The following is a 20,838-nucleotide window of genomic DNA, read 5'->3' as shown; positions in this document are numbered from 1 at the left end:
GCTCCGCCCGGGAACCGAGCCTGGCTCGACAGCGCCACCTTGGCGTAGCTACGCTCGCCTGAGCGTGGAAAACCCCGGGGATCCACCTTCTGGCGAAGGTAGCTACGTTCGACCGGCGATTCACGGTGTTTTTTGAGCAAAGTGGCGCTGTCCAGCCAGGCTCCGCCTCCGGTTGCACGAGGGGTGCCGTCTGGCCCCGCGCTGACCCATCGGATTAACATGGAGGCCCCCTTCAACGGAGACGTCGCGCAACTCAATATGCCGTTTACCGCCCAACGTGCCCAAAAAGCGCAAGAATTCGACAAATAAATCGAACGATTCGCTGCCCAAAATCGTCTGATTTCGAAGGCGCGTCGCAGCCCATCAAGCCGATACAAACCGTCAGCCTGCGACCGGACCCGCGGGCATTCTAACCTATGATTGGGAAGCCACCGCATGATTAGCGGGGCAGCCGATTAGCATCGGGACGTGACGCCTGGTGATCAGGCAGTGAGATTTCCCCACCATTGAGAAGAGTCCGAGATCTGACCGGCCTGTTGATTTCATCGTTTTTGATGAACGAATAGAACAGTACGAGCCCGAAGCGGAAGCGAGTGGTCGCCCCTTGCTCGCGCTACGGCTATTGAATCAACAGGCCGTGACGAGTCCGGCATGAGTTACTGAGCCGCTGATGAACCGTGCAACGACCAGCCGATCCCGACGACGCCATTCCCGCCGGAAACGCCTCCAGCGGCGACGGCGGTTAGCGATCCAAAAAATGGAAGAGCGCCGGCTGTTGGCCAGTGACTTGCCCTTCGGCGCCACCCCCGTCGACACCGCCGAATTCATGCTCGGTACCGTTACGGTGACGCCGGTGTTCTTCGAAAGCGACGGATCGATCGATCCGCAGACACAGGATTGGACGGAAGCGGAAATCGACGAAATCCTGGCCAAGATCCGTGACAGCGTCGATTGGTGGAGCGACCTGCTGGCGACGCAAACCTCAGTCCACACACTCGATTTTGTGATCGACGATCACTATGCCCGAAACCCGGTCCGAACGGGCTACGAACCGATCGACAACAGCAGCCTGACCTTCAAAAATTACGTCGGCAACTGGCTGACCGACCTGGGTTATGGCGATGCACCGTCGATCGAACGCGCCGTCGCACTGTTTAACGATTCACAGCGACAAACCCACCAAACCGATTGGGCATTCACCATGTTCGTCGTTGATTCCTCCGATGACGAAGATGGTTTCTTCGAAAGCGGCGGCTTCATCGGGGCGTTTGCCTATCCCGGTGGGCTGTTCATGGTGGTCCCGTCACATCGCCCCACTTCGACCTTCACCCACGAAATGGGACACATCTTTTGGGCCCGTGACGAATACCCTGGGGCCGGCAGCTGGACCGACCAACGCGGCTACTACAACGCGCAAAACCTGAACGCCTCGGACAACCCGACCCCGGGATTTGAACAACAGGACAGTATCATGCGGGGCGGCGTCGTCGTCACCCGCGCGTTTGACAACTTGGTTTCCCCCGAATCGACGCTAGCCATGGTGGGCTGGCGCGACAGCGACGGCGACGGCATCTTTGATCTCGCTGACGTCCCACTGGTACTCGATGCGATCGGTTCGTTTGACGTCGAAGCCGGTGTTTATTCGATCCGCGGATCCGCCGCCGTCGACACGCTCGCCAATCAAAACTCGGCCGGCATGCAAAGCGACATCACGCTGGCACGAATCGGCGAGTTGCAATACCGACTCGATGACGGCGACTGGCAAACCGCCTTGTCACCCGATGCGACACAGGTCGAATTCGACCTCCAAATCCCGATCGAAACGCCCTTCGACCAGATCGCGTGGCGGGCTATCGATACCAGCACGGGAATCACCAGCGACGTTTTGACCGGCGATCAGTTGACGCCCGTGTGGTCCGGCATCGGCGGCGGGTATGCGTATCTGGATGGAAACACCGACCAGCAGCGCGACAGCGACGAAACCTTGCTCGCCGGCACGCGATTCACCGTCCGTCGCGGCGACGGATCGGACCTGTTTCATCACTCGATTCAGGCCGTCAGCTTGCCCACCGGCGTGGTGACGACGACCGACGACATCACGCTCAGCGGCGTCGGAGGCGATGCCGACGGACGAATCGCGTCGCTGCCCGCCACCACCGGCCCGCACGACGGACCCGTCTTTCACTACTTTGACGACTCGGCCGACCAGTGGATCGACACTTGGGACGCGACGACCCGGCTGGCGATCAACGCAGCCGCGTCGACCGGACGCGTGGAAATCGATGTCCTCGGACTCGACACCGGCAGCTATGGGCTCGAAAGCGGCAGCTATGCCCGCGTCGATGTCTTTGATTCCCAAGGGAACCGTATCGACCGGGTGACCAGCGACTTGGTGCTCGCCGGCGATGAACAAAAACTGGTCATCGAAGATTCGCTTGGACGCATCACACGCGTCGTGGTGTACGGCCACGCCGAAACCGAAATCCTGGTCTCCGGGATCGAGTTCGGACAGGCCGCACTGGTTTCGGTTGGTCACAACGGTGCGTTCTCCGTCGACGGTCTGTCCGACGGTGATTATGCCGTCGAAATCGTCTCGCCGAACCTGATTTATCAATTTCCCGCCCAGCCGGTTTCGTTCCAAATCGCTGCCGGAACGCTCGCGCCGCTGGCGATCGCCGCACAGCGAGTCGACAGCCCCCGATACAACGCCTCGTTGCCGGGAGACGTCGACGGCGATCAAGATGTCTCCATTCGTGACGCGTTGATCGTCATCAACGATTTGGGACGACTGGGAAATCGCACCCTGGGAGCCGGCGAAACAAGTGGCTTTGACATTGATGTCAATAACGACGGAATTGTCAGCGCGATCGATGCGCTGCGTGTCATCAATGCGATCCAACGCGCCACCGAAGGCGAAGGCGAATCGATTTCCAATATTCCCCCACAATCACCCCAGACATCCGGCTCAACCCAAGAAACCAGCCCCGCGCAATCCCCCTGGACCACCCAGCCGATCGCCGCAACGGCCGTGGACCGGGTTTTCGGCCCACATTTTCCGCACACCGATTGGGACAGGAATATCGGTCCGAATCACCAAAACCAGAAAATGTTGAACTATGAGGGCCAACGGACATCTGATCAAAGTCCGGGGGAACTCCCATCCGATAGACCCACCCAGGCGGATGTTCAGCAACTCGACGAAACCGGGGAAAACACGGGTTTTGAGCGTCCTTTGTCGGGTTTTCTTAGTGTCGAGGGCGAAATCGAGAGCAGATTCGCCCCCCACCCCGATCCCGAACAACTGTTTTGATCGGAATTACTGGAACTTTGCGGTCTGGTCTCGGTCTAACACCCCAAACCGATCGGCCCAAAATCCCATCAAATCGAAACGTTGATAAAGCGGGAAAGGGAAATAAGATAGGGCCAATATTCAGGCTGGAGAGCTTTTAGCCCCTTCTTGTCTGTGAATATCCGGGCTCTGTGCCTGCAGAATCCGACTCCTCCGAATCGCCAATTGACCGAACCCCCAGTCACCGGCAATCCACGTTCTACTTCATCTTTCCGGAACCCCAGATGAAAAGCCTGCGTCAGTTGCTCCGCCGCCGTTTGCACGCCTCCAGTGCGGAACGTTCCCAGAAGCGTCGAGCCACCAAGCATCCTCGCGGTGGCGAAATGAAACGACGGCTGACCACTCAAGCACTTGAACAGCGTCAACTGCTGGCAGGCGATTTGCAGCCCGCCCACAACTACTGGCACGGTCACGACGTCAATCAAGACCTTCAGATCACGCCCAGCGACGCCTTGAGTGTGATCAACTACCTGGCCACGACCAGCGCCGGCGCCAGCGGCGAGCAGGTCGCGAGCAGTTCCGCCGAAGACTTTGCCGGCCGGAAGGTGGACGTCAACGCCGACGGCAACGTCACACCGAGTGACGCCCTGAGCGTGATCAACGCCCTGGCCCGCGGCGAGCAATTGGGCGAGTTGGTCGAATTAATGCTGAGCGCTCGCGACGAGGACGACAACTTGCTGACGGTCAGCAACGGCGTCGTCCAAGCCCCCGGCGTCGGCATCGAGAATTCGTTCTACCTGGAAGTCTCTTACGACGACCTGCGAACGTTCGGTGACGACAAGGGTGCGTTCTCGGTCTTCCCCGACCTGGGCGTCAGCACGGGCGGAATCCTGCAACCGGTGTTGCGTGAAGCACAGCAGATCGTCATCGACAGTGCGATTCGCCAGACCCAATCCGGGTTTGTCACCGTCGGACGTGAAGGCACCACGGACACCGTGGACATCAGCATCGGTCAGATCCAGGGCGGGTTCTCTGCAGCCCTCAGCGACGCGTTGATCAACACCTTCGGGATGCCCGCCGGCAGTTTCGAAATCACCGAACCGACCGCACTCAAAGGCGAAGACGGCCAGGACCTGGGCTTTGAAATCTTCTACAGCGCCGACCAGTTCGGCAACGTGGACATCGCCGACCTGACCTTCACGCCCAACTTTGACAACACGGTCGCAATCGACTTCCGCGAGTTTGCCCCGCTGGAGGCCGATGGCACGACTCCGAATTCGGCCGCCGTGCGATTCAACCTGGACGCGCGAAGCCGCACGCTGCCGAACAATCAGGAATTCTACAACCTGCTCAACCGCGGCTCGTTTGACTTTGCGACCGGATTCACCGACATCGGTGGCGTCGGCGGCGCGTTCCCCAACGGGATCCGCGACGTCAACGGCGGGGTGATGCCGCCAACGGTTGACGTGTTCCGCATCGAAGTCTTTTTGAACGCCGAAATCTCCGACTCCAATCCGTTGATCATCGACGTCAATCCCGGCGAAGGCGTTGATCCGTTGACGCTTTACGGCAGCAACGACGTCGTCACCGAAGACCTGATCCTGCTGGATGACGACGCCCGCGTGACGATCAGCACCGGTGCCGTCGCGGTCAACAATCCGCCGACCGTTTCACCGGTTCCGTTGGAGATCACCGTCAGCGAAGACGACGGCGTGTCCATGCCCAGTTTGCTGACCGGGGCCGATGACATCGACGGCGACACGCTGTCGGTCGACTCGTTCAACTTCACCGGCGGCGACACCTCCGGTGTGGCACTCAACGGCAACACCGTCACGATCACCCCATCGGCCTATAACGACTTGCAGGTAGGTGCCACGGAAGTCGTCACCGCGACCTTCAACATCATCGACGGCAGGGGCGGCAGTGTTAGCCAAACGCTTTCGCTGACCATCAACGGTGCCAACGACGCTCCCGTGGTGAGCGGCCCGATCTCGGAAACACGCAGCGAGAATGCCGAAACGTTCAATGTGGATCTCTTGCAGAATGCCAGTGACCCCGACGGCGACACCTTGGATGCGATCAACATCGCCCCCCAAGCCGGCACCGGGGACACATCGGGCATCACCGTCGATGACGCCCAAAATCGATTGATCGTGGATCCCTCGGCCTACGCCGCCCTTGAAGATGGCGAGCAAGAAGTCATCGTCTACGATTTCACGGTTTCCGACGGCAACGGCGGCACGGTGATGTCGACCGTGACCATCACCATCAACGGCGACACCCCCAACAGCGACCCGGTCGCCGGCGACCCGATAACCCTGACGGTCTCCGAAGACGACGCCGATACCACGCTGGACCTGCTGACCAACGTCACGGACGTGGACCCCGAAGACACCTTGAGTGTCGACGCGGCGACGATCGTGACCACCGGCGACACCGTCGGCTTCACCGTCAACGGCAACGTGCTGTCGATTTCACCGGCGGCCTACAACGCATTGGCCGCCTCGGACACCGAAACGGTCACCTACAACTATGACGTCATCGACGGGGAAGGCGGACGCGTCGCCCATTCGGCGACCATCACCATCAACGGCGCCAACGACGCGCCTGAAGTCGATGCCGCAGTGTCCGTCACCGTCACCGAAGACGACGCCAGCACGAACGTCGATCTGCTCGACGGAGCCTCGGATCCCGACAACGGCGACAGCGTTGCGGTCGACTCCCTGACCCTCCGTTCCGGCGACGACAGCGGCATCTCCGCCAACGGCTCAAACGGATTGACGATCGATCCCTCGGTCTACAACTCGCTGCCGGTCGGCCAGTCGGAAGTCATCATCTATGACTACAACCTGATCGACGGCAACGGCGGGACGACCGCCCAGTCGGCGACGATCACGATCACCGGTGTCAATGACGCCCCGACCGTCGGTAACCCGATCGTATTGACCGTGACCGAAGACGACTCGGCACAATCGCTGAATCTGCTCACCGGTGCGGCCGACCCGGATACCGGCGACACCTTGGTTGCCGAAAGCCTGACCTTCAGCGGCAGTTCATCTGCATTCACGCTGGTCAACGACACCACGCTGACCTTCGACCCCAACTTCTTCAACGGACTGGGGGCGACGGAAAACGAAGTCATCACCGTCAACTACGACGTCGCCGACGGCAACGGTGGCACCGCCGCCCAGACGGCCACGATCACCGTCACCGGCGTCAACGACTCCCCGGTCCTCTCCGGACCGATCGATGAAAGCTACAGCGAAGACGCCGGCACCCAGGCACTCTCGCTGCTGCTCGGTGCCAGCGACCCGGACACCAACGACGTCCTGACGGTCGAGAACGTCAACGTGAGCGGTGACGACAGCGGCATCACCCGCAACGGAGCCGATCTGAGCATCGACACCTCGGCCTACAGCAGCTTGGAAGAAGGCGAGTCGGTCGAAATCGTGTTCACCTATGAAGTCACCGATGGAACGGTCAGCTTGAACCAAACCGCGACGGTCACCATCACCGGTGGTGCGGACACGCCGATCCCCGGTCCGGACATCTCGCTGACGCTGAACGAAAGTGACGCCGCCCGAACGGTCGATCTGCTCCAAGGATCCAGCGACCCCAACGGCGACCCGCTCTCGGTCACCAACGCAACCATCCGCAGCGGTGACGCTCGCGGTGTGACGATCGACGCGGCCAACAACCGACTGTTGGTCGATCCGGCAGCCTATGTCGATCTGGAAGACGGCGAATCCGAAGTCATCATCGTCGATTACAACGTCAGCGACGACAACGGCAACTCGGCCCCGCGGACCGCAACCGTGACGATCATCGGCCAGACCATCGTCCCATCGACCATCTCGGGCCAGCTGTTCATCGACCACATCGAAAACAGCGAAGCGGTCCGCGGCGGAGCGGCCCCGATTCGCAACGGCGTAAAAGATGCCGACGAAAAAGGACTCGCCGGTGTGACCATCCGCCTGCACGAAGTCACCTCCTCGGGCGAAACTCCGGTCGCTTCGGTCCTGACGGACATGAACGGTGCCTACTCCTTCACCGGCATCTTCCCGGGAACCTACGTCGTCGAGTATGACGTTCCAGACTCGGTCCACTTTACCGGCAGCACCCGCGGCCGGATCGTGATCAGCGACGCCGGCGGCCAATCGGCATCCGGCCCCATGCTCGACGCGATCGGTTTGATCGGCGTCCAGCAGCGGTTGGACTTGTTGGCCAAGTCCTACATCGCTGCCGGGATCATTGACACCTCGGAACTGCCCGAGGGCTTGGGCGGCGGCTCGGTCCACCTGAATGCCGACGGCACGATGAAAATGTTTGTCGCCGGTGAAGGCTTCGACCCTGAATTCGCCGAAGTCGTGCTCAACGATGCCCGTGACGCCGCGTTGCTGACGATCATCGATGCGGTCGACGGCAAAGTGAAGTCGGCTCGATTGAACCTGGATCAATTCGTCGTCACCAGCGACGGACTGGGGGTTCGATTCTTCGGCGGCATGGACGACTTTGACTTCGTCGAAACCAGCGAAGAACTGGTCCAGGATGAATTCGAGGACTATCGCAACGCGATCGACAAGATCATCGGGTCCGAGTTCTGATCGCAGCATCCGATCCCTTTCAAAAAACGAAACCGCTGGTGACAATTCACCAGCGGTTTTCTTATTTGCTGCCCCCTTTGACCTCCTTTCCAGCCCCGTGCACACGATTCGCCTTCGCCGCCCCTGGTTGCGTTCCCTCGACCCACAATCCCCTCCGCAGAAGGTGGATGTGCCCGACACCGCACCAGCAACCGCGCCCGAAGGTTCTGTCATCAGCTATCGACGCGTCTTCAACCGACCGACCGGCCTGACGCCGGCAGATGTCGTCTGGCTGTCCCTCCCGCACCACACCGCCGAATCGATTGAGATCCGGATCAACGACGCGCTCGTCCACCAGTCTGTTCACCAGTCCGTCCAGCAGTCGAAAACGACCGCCCCGATCCGCATCGACATCACCGCCCGCTTGCAGCCTGCCAATCAATTGGTGATCACGCTGACGACCGGCAGAACATTCCCCGCCACACTTGACGCCCCGGTGACGCTAGAAATCGAATCCGATGCCCCCTAGCCCACGTTGGTGTCTAGCCTTCAGGCGACTCCCCCTCGCTGCTTCGTAGCGAACCGCGACCGCCCGGAAGAGCCGTCGTCCCCGAAGCAGAAACCGCGGACGGCGAAAGCTTGCACACCAGCGTGGTTCCGCTTTACCCTAGGGTGTCCGAGGCGGTAGGATGGACACGTTTGCAAACGCGTCCTGCCTCTCGCTCTGGGCAATCCTTCCAGCGGAGAACGCCTCCATGCCACCCGGTCCAGCGACGACGATTCGCTTTGTCGCACATCGGCACGTCCTCTCGTTCGCGGCCGCTCTGACAGTGATGCTGGCGACCTTCCCGCCAAACGCGGCCGCGGCGGATCGAAATGAAGCCCGTTTCCGGCGGCTGCTGATCGGCCGACACGACCAAGCACGTGTTGCGGCCCTGCAGTCGATCCCGAGTGACTTTCAAAGCCGCTTGTATGCGTTGCCGATCATCATCAACGCCCTGGAGACACTCCGCAAGGATGGCCGCTTCGACCGCGCCGAACAACTGGGCCAGCCAGAGCTTCCCGGTGGCGTGCGAATGATGATCGACTTCGTCGGAACAATCGATCGTCCCGAAGCGACACAAGGGCTCGTTGAGCTGCTCCCTTGTGAACGAGTCACCTGGGCGATGGCGGCGATCGGAACCTTGAGCAAGAACCAACATCATGCCGCCATTGATGATCTGATCGGTCTGATCGAATCGGAACACTTTGAAAACAGTTACGGGTTTCGGTTCACGCTCGCACGGGGGCTGAAACAGATGAACCACCCCGACGCCTGGGAAGGCCTGGCCAAATTGTTTGATCGCGTTGATGGGCAATTGGCTCACCGTTTGGACCAGGAGTTTCAAGACATCACCGAAGACGACTTCGGGGGTGATGCGAAACGATTTCAAGCCTGGCGAGGCTTGGTCGGATTGTCCGCGGAGAACGATTCCCCCGAACCAGATGGTTTGGCGAAAGCAAACGCAATCCTCAGCCAGGATGGCAAATCGTCGATGCCGCTGCCGGAGCGGATGGGGCTGCAACCGTCCAAATCCGCCGCCTCCTACGCCCGTGAAAAGCGGCTGAAACCGTCGCACTATTACGGCATCGATATCTTTGCCAAACGCTTGCTGTTCGTGATCGACCGCAGCGGCAGCATGCGGACGGTCGTCGGCGGCCGCGCACGCATCCAACGCGCGAAAATGGAACTGATCACGGCGATCAATGGCCTGGATGAACAATGCGAATTCGGAATCCTGGTGTTTGACAACGAAGTCCGCGCGTGGCGCGAGGATTTGGTCCAAGCGACCGAAGAAAACAAACGCAACGCGACGCGTTTTGTCGAATACCTGTCCGCCGGTCGCTCGACCAACACCTACGCGGCGCTGCGACAATCGCTCAGCTTTGACCCGCAACTGGAGGCAGTGTTCCTATTGACCGATGGCGAACCGACGGCCGGTCAGATCGTCAATCCCTCGGCCATTCTGTTGGATATCCTCCGCCGCAACGAAGTTCACAACGTGACGATCAACACGATCGCGATCGCCGTCGAACCGCTGATGGCCACGTTCCTAAGAAACCTGAGCGAACCGAGCAACGGCGAATTCCGCGAGGTGCGGTGAGGGAATTTGAAAATCGGAGGTGAGCGGGGAGGCAGAATGATACGGGGCAGAATGATGAAGACTGGGCGTCTGATCGTGGTGTAGGACCGAATCAATCGCCTCGAACGAAACCTGTAGACGCCCACTGCCCCCTATCGTTTTGCCCCTATCGTTTTGCCCCTATCGTTTTGCCCCTATCGTTTTGCCCCTATCGTTTTGCCCCCATCGTTTTGCCCCCATCGTTTTGCCTTCTCTCCATCGAGCGCGGGCCGCTCGCTTACGCTTCCCGCTGGCATTCCACCCATCGACTTGCCCCGTATCATTCCGCCTTCTTCTCCACCACCGATCCCTCGATCGTCTCCGGTTCCCGCAACATCCCCTCGATCAACAGCTTTTCGCGTTGATGGGCATGCCACAATTTCAGCAACATGAACAGCGTGGCAAAGGTCACGACAAACGCGATCGCGGTCAGCAACAGCGGTTGGAGATAGTTGACCGAAACATGTGCGAGAGCTTCTCCGCCGGCCTTCATCGTTCGTCCCGCGATGCCGGCCTTGCTGACGACGATGGGGTTGCCGTCGGCATCAAAGACGATTTCGTCACCGCCGAGTATCCGTTCGGATTCCGCCAGAATGATGGTGGTCGTCGCAGCGGTGAACAACGTCTTGCCGGGGTTATCCGCGGCGAAACGGCCCATGAAGGCGACCATCCGTTCGGTATCGTTTCGCAACAGCGCCAGCACGCCTTGGCGAGGCGCCGAGGGCAGCGCGGCCAGATCGTCGGCGTGCCGCCCGACGGCGATGGCTTGGTCGCCGGTCAGCTTGGTCGCCAATTCCGCGCCGTCATCGCCCAGCGTACGTGCGAGCATTCCGCCGACGCCGGGGTGTTTCAGCTCGCTTCGCAGCGCCGAAGCGCCCACGCGGCTGACGGTTTGGGCGAGTTCGCGTCCGGCGGTTCCGGCCGACAGACGAGCCAAGGCGGCACGCACCTGCGACTCCGGCAATTCGTCCAGCGCGGCCAACAGCGGTGCCAACTCGGGCGCGTTGTCCAATGCCGCTAGCGCTTCGGGGCCATACTTGCCGGCCAAACGGCTAACTTGCTCGGCCGCTTCCTGGCCGCCTTCGCGGACCGCCGCCGCCCCGACCCGTTCGGCGATCTCACGTCCGCCTTGACGCGCCAAATACTCCGTCGCCTCCTCGGCGCCTTCCTTGCCAAAGTATTTCATGATCGCGCGTGCGACCGTCGTCCCCGACATCACTCCGGGCAGCGACGCGGCCTGGGCGACAGGCGACTCGATCGCGCCGACCACCAACAACACTCCGACGAACAGTAACGTCAAACGACGGTTGGTATTAACGATCACGACGATTCTCCGTCGACAATTTGTTGATAAAAACGATCACGATACGCATTGCGCAGTTGGCCGCACAAATTGGGCAAGGCGTGCTTCAGCCCGGAGGTCGGCTCGGCAGCCGCGTCCGCCCTTTCCTTTGTCGTCTCATCGGAAGCTGACGTCCCGCCGGAAATCAGTGTCGCTTCCAAATCATTCAGGTACACGTGCATTTGACGGGTCAATTCCGCTTCGAACTGTTCGGTCATCCACCAGTCGATCACCAGTCCGATCGCCAGTCCCGCCCCAAAACCGACCACCGCGCCGACCGGCCCGCCGATCGATCCGCCACCGGCACCGGTTGCCGAAGCCCCCACGGTCGCACTCGCACCGGCCGCCGAGCTGATCGCGACCGAGGGTGCGAACCGGACCAACAAACCGGCCACGACCGATCGGGCGGCAAACGCGCCGACTTCGCCCAGCACCAGCGCGCCGAGCATGTTTTCCACACTGGTCGCCCCCTGACCGGCCGCATAGCTCCCCAATTCGGTCGACAATTCTCGAAAAAAAGTGTCGTGCGGCTGCAGTAGAACGTCCGGCAAATCCGAGGTCGACAACGCGGCCTGGACCCGCGTCAGCATCAGCGACTGATTCGCGTCGACGTCCCTGCGGAATTGCAGCAACGCACCGGAGATGTCCTCCAGCAGCGTCTGCTGGGAAAACAAATGCGTCTCGAATTTATCTTGCACATAGGCTTCGACTCGCCCATCGCTGGTCCACCATCCGCCGGGCATCCGCTTCAGCACGCCCAGCCGTGTGGAGATGCTGGTCATGTCGGCAACAAACGGTTCGACGCCGGCATGGTATCCCTGCAGAATTCGGTCGATCCGATTGAGACAGCGATCGGCCGCCGCCAAGTTCAGCGCGTCCACCTCGGCGATCAAGGGCAAGACTTGGGCGTCATAAAACCGCGCCCGAGCGACACGTTTTGCCGTTTCGGTGGTCACGACGGGGCTGGGACTTGGCGGCATCGTCGTCGAACGCGTCGACGATCGATTCTGTTCCGCAAGCGGCTGGAGTGTGACACCCAACGTTACCAAGGCGACGACACTAGCAACCGTCAGCGGTACCTTCAGGGGCGTGCGTGTAGGCGGCACACGTTGCGTTGAATCGGATGGCAGCCGGACCAAATGTTTTTCCCCCGATGATGAAGTGGCGTGCGTACGAGTCTCTCTCCGCAGTTCAGTTTTCGGAATCGCGTCGTCGCGGAAGCCGCCAAGGCCTTCGGCCCCCGGCGTGGCGTCGTCCCGCCAGTGCGAATCTCTCGGCGAGTTCCGCTACCAGAAAACCGAGTGAGGTCGTTGCGTCCGTGCGAAACTCTTGGCGAGTTCCGCGACCGGAAAACCAAGCCGCGGGCGAAGCCTACGACGCCCAGAACTTCCATTTGGAACGTTTCGGAGTCGGCTTTCGGGTCTGAACACCCAGCACCCCCCATTGCTGCGTGTCGCCGACCTTGATGTCGGCAACCCTCAACAGCGACGCCTCTCGGAGCTTCTTGATCAATCGGTCATTGCGATCCGTCTGAACGACTTGAACACGTTGCTTGAATTGAGCCATCGCGGACATGATTGCGGAGAGTGCCTGGCGGGCGGATGTCGGTTCACCGAAATCCTCGATCAAAAACACCGTCTCATTCTTGGGGCGCCCCACGGTGTCCGCGAAACGCCATCGTTCGCCCTCCTGGTCCCAGCCGTGGTATTCACCAGCCATTGGATATGCCTCAGTCCCAAACGACCCGAATCTCGATCTCCCCAGAGAGTAGCTTACACGAAGAATGACGACACAATCAAAGTCGATTCAGCCAAGCGACCAAACAATCGTCCATCCAATGGTTCCGCCGCCGGGCGACGAAGCCCGCATGCCCCCCCGTTGCCGTTAAAACGAGCTGAGTTTGCTCCGGCCAGCGGGCGGTGGTGAAGCAATCAACGGGGACAATCGGATCATCCTTGGCCGCCAGAACCAGGGTTTTCACCGGATTGGACTCGGTCACGTGGATCGCCCCACACTGCTGGTAATACTCTGACGCCCCCTGAAAACCGCTCAACGGGGCGGTCAACCGATCATCCAGCTCCAACAGGGTTTTGGGACGACCGAGCGAGGCGATTGCTTGAAACTGCTGGCGATCGCGGACCGCCGGTGCGATCCGCTCAAACAACGTGCGGATGAAGTAGTAGTTGTACAACCGGCGGGAGAGCCGCTGCATGTTTTCGCTGCATCGGATCAGGTCGATCGGGGGGGCCACGACCGCGATCCGGTCCAAGCGGTCAAACCACTGCGGACGCGCGTCCAGCCCGGCGCCGATCCGGCCGGCCAGACGCAACAATTGGTTTCCGCCCAACGACACGCCCACGGCGGACAGTGTCGTGGCGGGATGACGCCGCGCGATAAAATCGATCGCCGCCAGCACGTCGTCGCTGCGGCCGGCATGGCTGAGCTGTCGCGCCAAATCCCTGGCCGCGCCACAGCCCCGCATGTCGACGCGGTACACCGTCCACCCCAGAGAGACCAGTCGCATCGTCAAGCGAACCATGTACGGCGATCCGTGGCATCCGCTCAATCCGTGAAACAATGCCACCGCCGGGCCGGATTGCCCACCATCGACCGCCGCGTTTTCATGCAGCACAATGGCATCCCCGTCCGGCAGCTCGACGACGTGCTGATGCACCGGGGCGATCTGCTCGGCCGGCGCCCGCAGCGACGCGAGCGTCTGCAAATGCCCGCCACGCATCAGCAGGTCGGGTTTAAACGGTGGGGGCACAAAGGGTTTCATTTCGTTAATCAAGTGTAAAGACACGCGTTGGATTCATGCAAACGATCCGCTCCTTCATCTCCATCCCGGTCCCCCCCGCCGTGACCGCGGCGGCCGGCAAGATCATGAAACGACTCAAGCCGCTTGACTCGGGTTTCAAGTGGGTGCCGATCGACAACTTTCATCTGACGCTAAAGTTCCTCGGGGAAGTCGACAACGTCGAAATCCCAGACGTTTGTAAAGCGATTCGTCGAGTGACCGATCCGATCGAACCGTTCGAATTACGTTTCGCAGGTACCGGCGGTTTTCCCAACGCCGAAAAACCACGCATCCTGTATGTCGGCGTCGATGATCCGACCGGCAATTTGGTCCGGCTGGTCGCCGGCCTGGAAAAACAGCTCGCCGAGTTGGGGTTTAAACCCGAACCGCGTGACTACACGCCCCACCTGACCCTCGGCCGCACACGCAGCAATTCGCGGCGGGCCGGCGAGGAATTGGTCGCCGCGATGAGCGATCTGGCAGACACGCAGTTGGGCGAAATGGTCGTCGACGAAGTGCACTTGATGGCCAGCTTTCTGGACAAGGCCGGCCCGACCTATCAAGTCATGGACACGATCGAATTGGACTGATGAAAAGCCGTCAGGAACCAACGGCACGGGCTTAGTGAGCTGACGGCGCTAGCCGCGGGCCTTGATACGCCTATAACACGGCGGTAAGGCCCGAGGCTAGCGCCAACGGCTCAGGTCGCTGGTGTCTAGCCTTTAGGGAACGTCCAACTTAGGGCGATGCCTGTCTCGTACGTACGATGGCCCTTCCGGGCCGTCGCACGTGAGGCTCTTCGCGACGACCTAAAAAGGACGTCGTACACCCCATTGCAGGACCACCGGCGCTCGTTTGCCGCCCGACACTCCGCCGGACTAAACTGGTGGCATGAGCACCGCACACAATTCCGATGCATCGCCGCCGATCAACCCCGCCGTCACAGGTTCGCCGCCTGCGAAAGCGGCGCCGGACGATTCTCCATCTCTCCATCGGCCGGGGAACCTGTCCGTTTCCGATCGTATCGCGGAATGAAGGTTCCGTTTAGTTTTACCGACAGGCGTTTCCCGATCTCCTCCCCGCGTTCTAATGACCGACTCGACCGACAGGTGAGTCGGAAATCGTTTCCCACCTCACTCGCCCACCCCGATCCGATTGCATCCATGAATCTATCCATCCGCGTCACGCTGTTCGTTGCCGCTACCCTTTGCAGCGCCGCTATCTCACCAGCTCACGAAACCGCCGGCGGTCTCCCACACAATCACGACACACCCGCGAGGGTTTTGACAACGCGATCGACGGCAAAGGTCATCGCGCCGACGGTGGCCGAAGACGGGTTCCAGTTCATCGTCTACGGCGACCGGACCGGCGGCGTTCCCGCCGGACTGAAAGTGCTCGAGCAAGCCGTCGCCGATACAAATTTGCTGGACCCCGATCTGGTCATGACGGTCGGCGACTTGATCCAAGGCTACAACGAAACCCCCGAGTGGCTGGCGCAAGCCGACGAGTACAAAGCGATCATGAACCGCCTGAAGATGCGTTGGTTTCCGGTCGCCGGAAACCATGACATCTATTGGCGTGGCGAAAACCCCGCACCGCCGGGACATCATGAATCCAACTATGAAAAACACTTCGGACCGCTCTGGTATTCGTTCCGCCACAAGAACGCCGGCTTCATCGTCCTGTACAGCGACGAAGGCGATCCGTCGACCAACTTGAAAGCGTTCAACGCCGGGGCGCTGCAACAAATGAGTCAGCAACAATTGGACTTTCTTGACAAAGCCCTGGAAGACCTGGCCGATCAAGATCACGTGTTCGTGTTCCTGCATCATCCCCGCTGGATCGGCGGCGGGTACACCGGTTCCAACTGGGACGACGTGCACCAACGTCTAGCCGACGCGGGCAACGTTTCGGCCGTGTTTGCCGGGCACATCCACAAGATGCGATACGACGGCGTCAAAGACGGCATCGAGTACTATGCGTTGGCGACCACCGGCGGACACATCCCGAATGACACCCCGATCCCCGGCGCCGGTCATCTGCACCACTTCAACATCGTCACCGTGCGGCCCAAACGCATCACCGTCTCGTCACTGCCGGTCGGTGCGGTGTTCGATCCCAAGCAATTCACGCCGGAGTTTTTAAAAGAACTGGAACTGGCCCGGTCGATTCGCCCGAAACAGGTTTCCGATAAGGTCCTGCTTTCGGTCGACGGCTCGGCCCGCGGAACCGTCAAGCTGGACGTCACCAACCCGGCCGAGCATCCTGTCGAAGTGACGCTGCTGATGTCTCGTGAAACACTGCAAAGCGGGTGGTTGTCCACACTGGATCACCAACACATCACGCTCGATGCCGGCGCCAGCCAGACGGTTGAGTTCCTGATCCGGCGTGATGCGAGCGGAGACGTCGGCAGCGCCAACCCCGCCGTCACCGTCGCGCTGCGTTACCTGGGCGACAAGGCCGCCGTCGACTTGCCGCCGACAGACGTTCCGATCGGGATTCGATTGGATCAGGTCCCCGCCGACTATTTCGCCTCGATCTCCGACCAGGCGTTGTTGGTCAGCGACGAAGCCTCTGCGATCGCGGTCAACGACGACGCGTTCGAATTGCCCGCCGGCCCGTTCACGATCGAAACCTGGATCAAACCGACACAACACAAAGGTTTTGATGCGATCATCGCCAAGACACAAAGCTCGGAATATGCCTTCTTTTCCGATCACGGCGTCGTCCAGTTCGACGTGCATCTGGGCGGCCGCTACGTGTCGGCCATCGGCAAAGAAGCCTTGCCACTGAACCAATGGTCGCACTTGGCCGGGGTCTACGACGGCAGCAACGTCGTGCTGTATGTCGACGGCAAACGGGTCGCGTCCAAGTCGGCCACCGGCAGTCGCAAATCAAACCAGTTGCCGCTGTACTTGGGTGCCGATCCCGACCACGGCGGGAACCCGACGCGGGCGTTTGTCGGCCAGCTGAACGAGTTCCGACTTTCGACCGGCGTTCGCTACGATGGCGACTTCACGCCTGCCAAACGACACCAACCCGATGATTCGACCGTGCTGCTGCACCACTTTGACCGCAGCGTCGGCCCGTTCCTGTTGGATCACAGCGCTTCGGCCGCCAACGGGCGAATGGGCAAGTCCAGCCGACTGGTGCCGGTCGAGTAGGGCGCGCTGGCATCGCAAGCGTCTCTGGATCGTAGCGGAAGTCGCCAAGACTTTCGGCGGGCCGCTGGTGAAGCGAAACTCTTGGCGAGTTCCGCTACCCCGACCTCGCTCTGGCCAGGATTCACTTCCCCCCCGCGGAGAATCTCCACGGTTTTTTCAACCGTTCAGACAAATCGACCGCCCCGGCGCATCAGCCCTTTGCCCTGATGATTATTTCCCGGCCTGTCGATTTAATCCGATTCTACGTGGGATCAGCCGTTTCGCGCGAGCGTACGGGCATTGAAACAGCAAAAGATCTCACCCGGGCCCGTAGGCTCGCGCCATACGGCTGATTAAATCAACGGGCCGTTCCGCCGCCGGCAAGCTGTTACATGTCCGACACCACTGCTGCACGATTGCTTTCGTTGAACCAACAAGCGATCGCGATCTTGCATCTGAACATCCCGTTGGATTTTGGGCTCGGCGGCGACACCGCCGAGCGGCTTCGGGAAATCAATGACCGATTGCTCAGCGACGTCGGCCGCGACCTTGCGCCGGACGCCTTGCTTGAGCGACACGCGTTGCCCGATCGCTACCGGGCGATCGCCCGCATGCTGCTGGAGTCCGATGATCCGGTTCCGATCTTTGAATCGATTGCGATCCAAAACTTGGATCGCGACGCGGCGGCCACCCCGCTCCGTCAGGCGATCACGGAGCCACTGATCGTTGCGGCCCTGGCGTACATCGGGATGATTATCTTGTGTACGTTTTCGGTTCCCCACATCCAAGCCCAATACACCCAGCAGGGCCTGACGCCCAGCGGTGTCTCGCGGTGGTTGATCGCGGTCCGCGAGGCGATGCCCCTGTGGGTTGCCGGCTTCCCGTTCGTGATGATCGCAACCTGGTGGGTCTGGCGAAAACTTGCCGCCGGCCCGCTGCTGAATCTCGTTCCGGGCAGTTCCCAGTACGCGCGGTGGCTGGCGGCCGAATCACAATCGCGCCGCTTGGCCGTGTTGGTCGGCTCGGGTGTCGAACCGGAAACAGCGCTCTCGTTGGCCGGCACCAGTGTTTCGCCCCAGCTGCCCGTCCGACCGATCGCCGAAAGTATTGTCCGCGACGGAACCCCACCCTCACGGCCGCGGGCGCTCGGACGCTTGGCTCGGTTCTACCATTTTCTGGCCGATGACCGTCGCCACGCCTTCTTTTCCAAAACACCTGGCTACGTCGGCCTTTTGATCGCGGCGCTGCTGGTGCTGGGCTATGCACTGGCAACGTTTCTGCCCTGGATCGCCATCTTGCAAAATGAAAGCTCGATGGAGGCGTTGAATCGATGAAGATCCAGTCCAAGGGCGGTGCTGCCGGCGGAGCCGAAACACTGGTTCCGATGAAGTCACTCTACGATCGCATCGACCAGGTCCGCACGGCGCGAAAGGACCTGCCCAAACAGTTGCGCGACATCGCCGAAGAGATCCCCGGGGCTTGGACGCGAAACACGCTGCGTCAACTCGCCGTCGATCTGGACCGCAACGTCTCCTCGGCGCATTTGGTCGCCCACTATCCAGAACATTGTTGGCTACTGACGCTTCAATCATCCGCGGCAACGACCGATGCGTTGACCGCGATGCTCGAACAATCCGCGTTTCAGCACGGTCTGCGCACCAAAAAGATCCGCACCATCGCCTACCCCGTCGTCCTGTTGGCGATCGCGGCGACCCTGATGACCGCGGTCATCGCAATCCTGGTTCCGACCTTTGACGAGATGTATCGCGAGTTCGAACTGCGGTTGCCGGTGACCACCGAAGCGCTGGTCAACGTCTCCAGAGCGGTTAACGCGCATCCGTTGGTCACCGTCGCCCTGCTGATCGCGTTTCTCGCCTGCCTGGCCGGTGGGCTGTGGGCCTGGATCGGCAACGGTGTTCTGAAAACCAAACTCCTCGGCCCCAGGATCGACGGCCAGACGATCCGACAGTCGCTGGCGAAAACCTCGCTGCAGGTGGCCGAACTGCTGGACGAAGGCATCGAGTTGGATCGCGCGTTGAAGATCGCCGCGGAATCGGCTTCCGAGGTAACCGTCAGGACTCTGGTCGGCGATCTTGCGATCCAAGCCGGCCACGACGCCGGAAATCTGCATCGGACGCGGGCGGCAATGGTTTTTCCACCGAACTTCCTGTTCGCACTCAGCCCCACCCGACCGTCCACCGGAAGCATCGCGTCGGCACCCAACACGACCATGCTTCGTGAACTGGCCGCCAGCTACCGCGAATTGTCGATTCGCCGCCGGGACTGGATCGCCTTTGTGCTCGGGCAGATCACCGTCATCGGCGTCGGATTGATGATCGGCTTTCTGGTGCTGGCGTTGTTTTCACCGATGATCAGCCTGGTTTCAGCCCTTTCCTCGTAATCGATCCCATGTTTAATTTCATCACCGGGCCTGTTCAATCGATCCTTCCCAGCGGGTTGGTCGGCAATTCGACGCGCAGCAAGCAGCACGCGCTGCTGCGGATTCTCGCGCTCGCCCACTCGCAACGCCTGGATCCGAAACTACTGATCCAGAACCTGGCCGCCGAGCACCGAGGCCGCTACGGCAAAAAACTGACGCTGCTCCAACACTGGATCGCCGCCGGCAGTTCGATCGGCGCGGCACTCGTGCACACGCCCGGTGCCTTGGACGACGACGACACGCTGGCCATTCAGTGTGCGATCGAAACCCGGACGCTCGACGAAACCTTTGCGTCCCTCTTGGAACGTAGCGACGTGGAGGATCAATCGTCGGTCGGTGAAGTCATCCGCGGCACGCTCGGCTATGTGCTCGCCGTGCTTGGCTTTGCCCTCCTGGTCGGATCGTTCTTGATGCTTTACATCGTCCCGATTCTGGAAGACATGTTCGAAGAATTTGCGTTGGAGTTGCCGCCGTTGATGTTAGCCGTCGTCGAATTCGGCGACACCTTCTCAGCCACACTAACCTTCGCCTTCCTGATCGGTCTGCCCTGCGGGATCTTGCTGCTCTTTGAAGACGTACGGCGCAGAATCCGCTATTCGCCGCTGGGCAGAAGGTTGCCGACCATGGCCGAGCGACAATCCGCCGGACTGCTGCGTCTGCTGGCAATCCCCACCGCGCAGGGCCTACCCATCGCGCCGACCCTGACTGCGGCGGCTCAGTTCCATCCCGACCGCAGCTACCGAAAACGATTGCTACGCGCCCGCACCGACGCGCAAGACGATGCGGACGTCTGGCCGCAACTGGCACGGCAAGGCTTGATCAGCAGGGACCAAGCCACCCAGATCGGCAAGATCAACGCCTTGCCGCTACGCGCCTGGACACTCCACACGCTGGCGACACAGAAACGACGCCGCGCCGATCGGAAAGCGGAACTGTTGGCCCGGACGCTGCAACACGTCCCGATCCTCTTGCTGGGACTGTTCGTCGGCTGGATCACGATCGCCGTCATGCAAACCCTGACCAACCTGGTCCATTCACTCGCCTAGCCGGACAGCGTTACTGTGCTCAACAACTTCATGAAT

At 60.8% G+C, this 20,838-nt stretch carries 13 protein-coding genes; 9 read left to right on the top strand and 4 right to left on the bottom strand.

The window, feature by feature from the left end; translation table 11 throughout:
* Window positions 1-757: 757 nt before the first annotated feature.
* From Mal15_RS31935 to Mal15_RS31920, 4 genes are all read left to right on the top strand, one after another.
* Window positions 758-3,310, top strand: a complete 2,553-nt coding sequence (locus Mal15_RS31935) for a dockerin type I domain-containing protein (RefSeq protein WP_167547176.1) — start codon at window positions 758-760, stop codon at window positions 3,308-3,310.
* 263 nt (window positions 3,311-3,573) lie between these two features.
* Entirely contained in the window at window positions 3,574-7,893 is a 4,320-nt protein-coding gene (locus tag Mal15_RS31930) for a cadherin-like domain-containing protein (protein ID WP_147871433.1), read from the top strand.
* Between the two features lie 97 nt (window positions 7,894-7,990).
* On the top strand, window positions 7,991-8,401 hold the full coding sequence (locus Mal15_RS31925) for a hypothetical protein (RefSeq protein WP_147871432.1): 411 nt from the start codon (window positions 7,991-7,993) through the stop codon (window positions 8,399-8,401).
* Window positions 8,402-8,627: 226 nt separating this feature from the next.
* Window positions 8,628-10,016 carry a VWA domain-containing protein gene (locus Mal15_RS31920; RefSeq protein ID WP_167547175.1) on the top strand — a complete coding sequence of 463 codons (1,389 nt, stop codon included), beginning with the start codon at window positions 8,628-8,630 and terminating at the stop codon, window positions 10,014-10,016.
* A gap of 298 nt (window positions 10,017-10,314) precedes the next feature.
* Here Mal15_RS31920 and Mal15_RS31915 read toward each other — a convergent pair whose 3' ends face one another.
* The 4 genes from Mal15_RS31915 to Mal15_RS31900 form a co-directional block, all read right to left on the bottom strand.
* Window positions 10,315-11,358, bottom strand: coding sequence for a hypothetical protein (locus Mal15_RS31915; protein ID WP_147871430.1), 1,044 nt, complete (start codon window positions 11,356-11,358; stop codon window positions 10,315-10,317).
* Complete coding sequence (locus Mal15_RS31910; RefSeq protein ID WP_147871429.1) at window positions 11,355-12,356, bottom strand: hypothetical protein; 1,002 nt, start codon at window positions 12,354-12,356, stop codon at window positions 11,355-11,357. The genes Mal15_RS31915 and Mal15_RS31910 overlap by 4 nt, the downstream gene beginning before the upstream one ends.
* A gap of 391 nt (window positions 12,357-12,747) precedes the next feature.
* Window positions 12,748-13,095 (bottom strand): hypothetical protein, encoded by a 348-nt coding sequence (locus tag Mal15_RS31905; RefSeq protein ID WP_147871428.1) that lies wholly within the window; start codon window positions 13,093-13,095, stop codon window positions 12,748-12,750.
* A gap of 76 nt (window positions 13,096-13,171) precedes the next feature.
* A complete protein-coding gene (locus Mal15_RS31900; protein ID WP_147871427.1) occupies window positions 13,172-14,155 on the bottom strand; it encodes a YheT family hydrolase in 984 nt (327 codons plus the stop codon).
* Between the two features lie 35 nt (window positions 14,156-14,190).
* On the opposite strand from Mal15_RS31900, the gene thpR reads away from it, so the two are divergent.
* The 5 genes from thpR to Mal15_RS31875 all read left to right on the top strand — a co-directional run bounded on the left by thpR (window position 14,191) and on the right by Mal15_RS31875 (window position 20,802).
* Window positions 14,191-14,763, top strand: a complete 573-nt coding sequence (thpR, locus tag Mal15_RS31895; protein ID WP_147871426.1) for an RNA 2',3'-cyclic phosphodiesterase — start codon at window positions 14,191-14,193, stop codon at window positions 14,761-14,763.
* A gap of 573 nt (window positions 14,764-15,336) precedes the next feature.
* Window positions 15,337-17,337 carry a LamG-like jellyroll fold domain-containing protein gene (locus tag Mal15_RS31890; protein ID WP_147871425.1) on the top strand — a complete coding sequence of 667 codons (2,001 nt, stop codon included), beginning with the start codon at window positions 15,337-15,339 and terminating at the stop codon, window positions 17,335-17,337.
* A gap of 371 nt (window positions 17,338-17,708) precedes the next feature.
* Window positions 17,709-18,650, top strand: a complete 942-nt coding sequence (locus Mal15_RS31885) for a type II secretion system F family protein (RefSeq protein ID WP_147871424.1) — start codon at window positions 17,709-17,711, stop codon at window positions 18,648-18,650.
* Window positions 18,647-19,717 carry a type II secretion system F family protein gene (locus tag Mal15_RS31880; protein ID WP_147871423.1) on the top strand — a complete coding sequence of 357 codons (1,071 nt, stop codon included), beginning with the start codon at window positions 18,647-18,649 and terminating at the stop codon, window positions 19,715-19,717. The genes Mal15_RS31885 and Mal15_RS31880 overlap by 4 nt, the downstream gene beginning before the upstream one ends.
* 8 nt (window positions 19,718-19,725) lie before the next feature.
* A complete protein-coding gene (locus Mal15_RS31875) occupies window positions 19,726-20,802 on the top strand; it encodes a type II secretion system F family protein (RefSeq protein WP_147871422.1) in 1,077 nt (358 codons plus the stop codon).
* The last annotated feature ends 36 nt before the right edge of the window (window positions 20,803-20,838 follow it).

Origin of the sequence: Stieleria maiorica, assembly GCF_008035925.1 — a bacterium.
Taxonomy (GTDB): domain Bacteria; phylum Planctomycetota; class Planctomycetia; order Pirellulales; family Pirellulaceae; genus Stieleria; species Stieleria maiorica.
The sequence above is the reverse complement of the archived record's forward strand: the minus strand, read 5'-3'. Positions and strand labels throughout refer to the sequence as shown.

Excerpts from the sequence above, each read along its gene's own strand:
- Mal15_RS31875 (WP_147871422.1), top strand. The coding sequence starts at position 19,726 with ATGTTTAATTTCATCACCGGGCCTGTTCAATCGATCCTTCCCAGCGGG.
- Mal15_RS31880 (WP_147871423.1), top strand. The coding sequence starts at position 18,647 with ATGAAGATCCAGTCCAAGGGCGGTGCTGCCGGCGGAGCCGAAACACTG.
- Mal15_RS31890 (WP_147871425.1), top strand. The coding sequence starts at position 15,337 with ATGAATCTATCCATCCGCGTCACGCTGTTCGTTGCCGCTACCCTTTGC.
- thpR (WP_147871426.1), top strand. The coding sequence starts at position 14,191 with ATGCAAACGATCCGCTCCTTCATCTCCATCCCGGTCCCCCCCGCCGTG.
- Mal15_RS31930 (WP_147871433.1), top strand. The coding sequence starts at position 3,574 with ATGAAAAGCCTGCGTCAGTTGCTCCGCCGCCGTTTGCACGCCTCCAGT.
- Mal15_RS31935 (WP_167547176.1), top strand. The coding sequence starts at position 758 with ATGGAAGAGCGCCGGCTGTTGGCCAGTGACTTGCCCTTCGGCGCCACC.
- Mal15_RS31900 (WP_147871427.1), bottom strand. The coding sequence starts at position 14,155 with ATGAAACCCTTTGTGCCCCCACCGTTTAAACCCGACCTGCTGATGCGT.
- Mal15_RS31885 (WP_147871424.1), top strand. The coding sequence starts at position 17,709 with ATGTCCGACACCACTGCTGCACGATTGCTTTCGTTGAACCAACAAGCG.
- Mal15_RS31905 (WP_147871428.1), bottom strand. The coding sequence starts at position 13,095 with ATGGCTGGTGAATACCACGGCTGGGACCAGGAGGGCGAACGATGGCGT.
- Mal15_RS31920 (WP_167547175.1), top strand. The coding sequence starts at position 8,628 with ATGCCACCCGGTCCAGCGACGACGATTCGCTTTGTCGCACATCGGCAC.
- Mal15_RS31910 (WP_147871429.1), bottom strand. The coding sequence starts at position 12,356 with ATGCCGCCAAGTCCCAGCCCCGTCGTGACCACCGAAACGGCAAAACGT.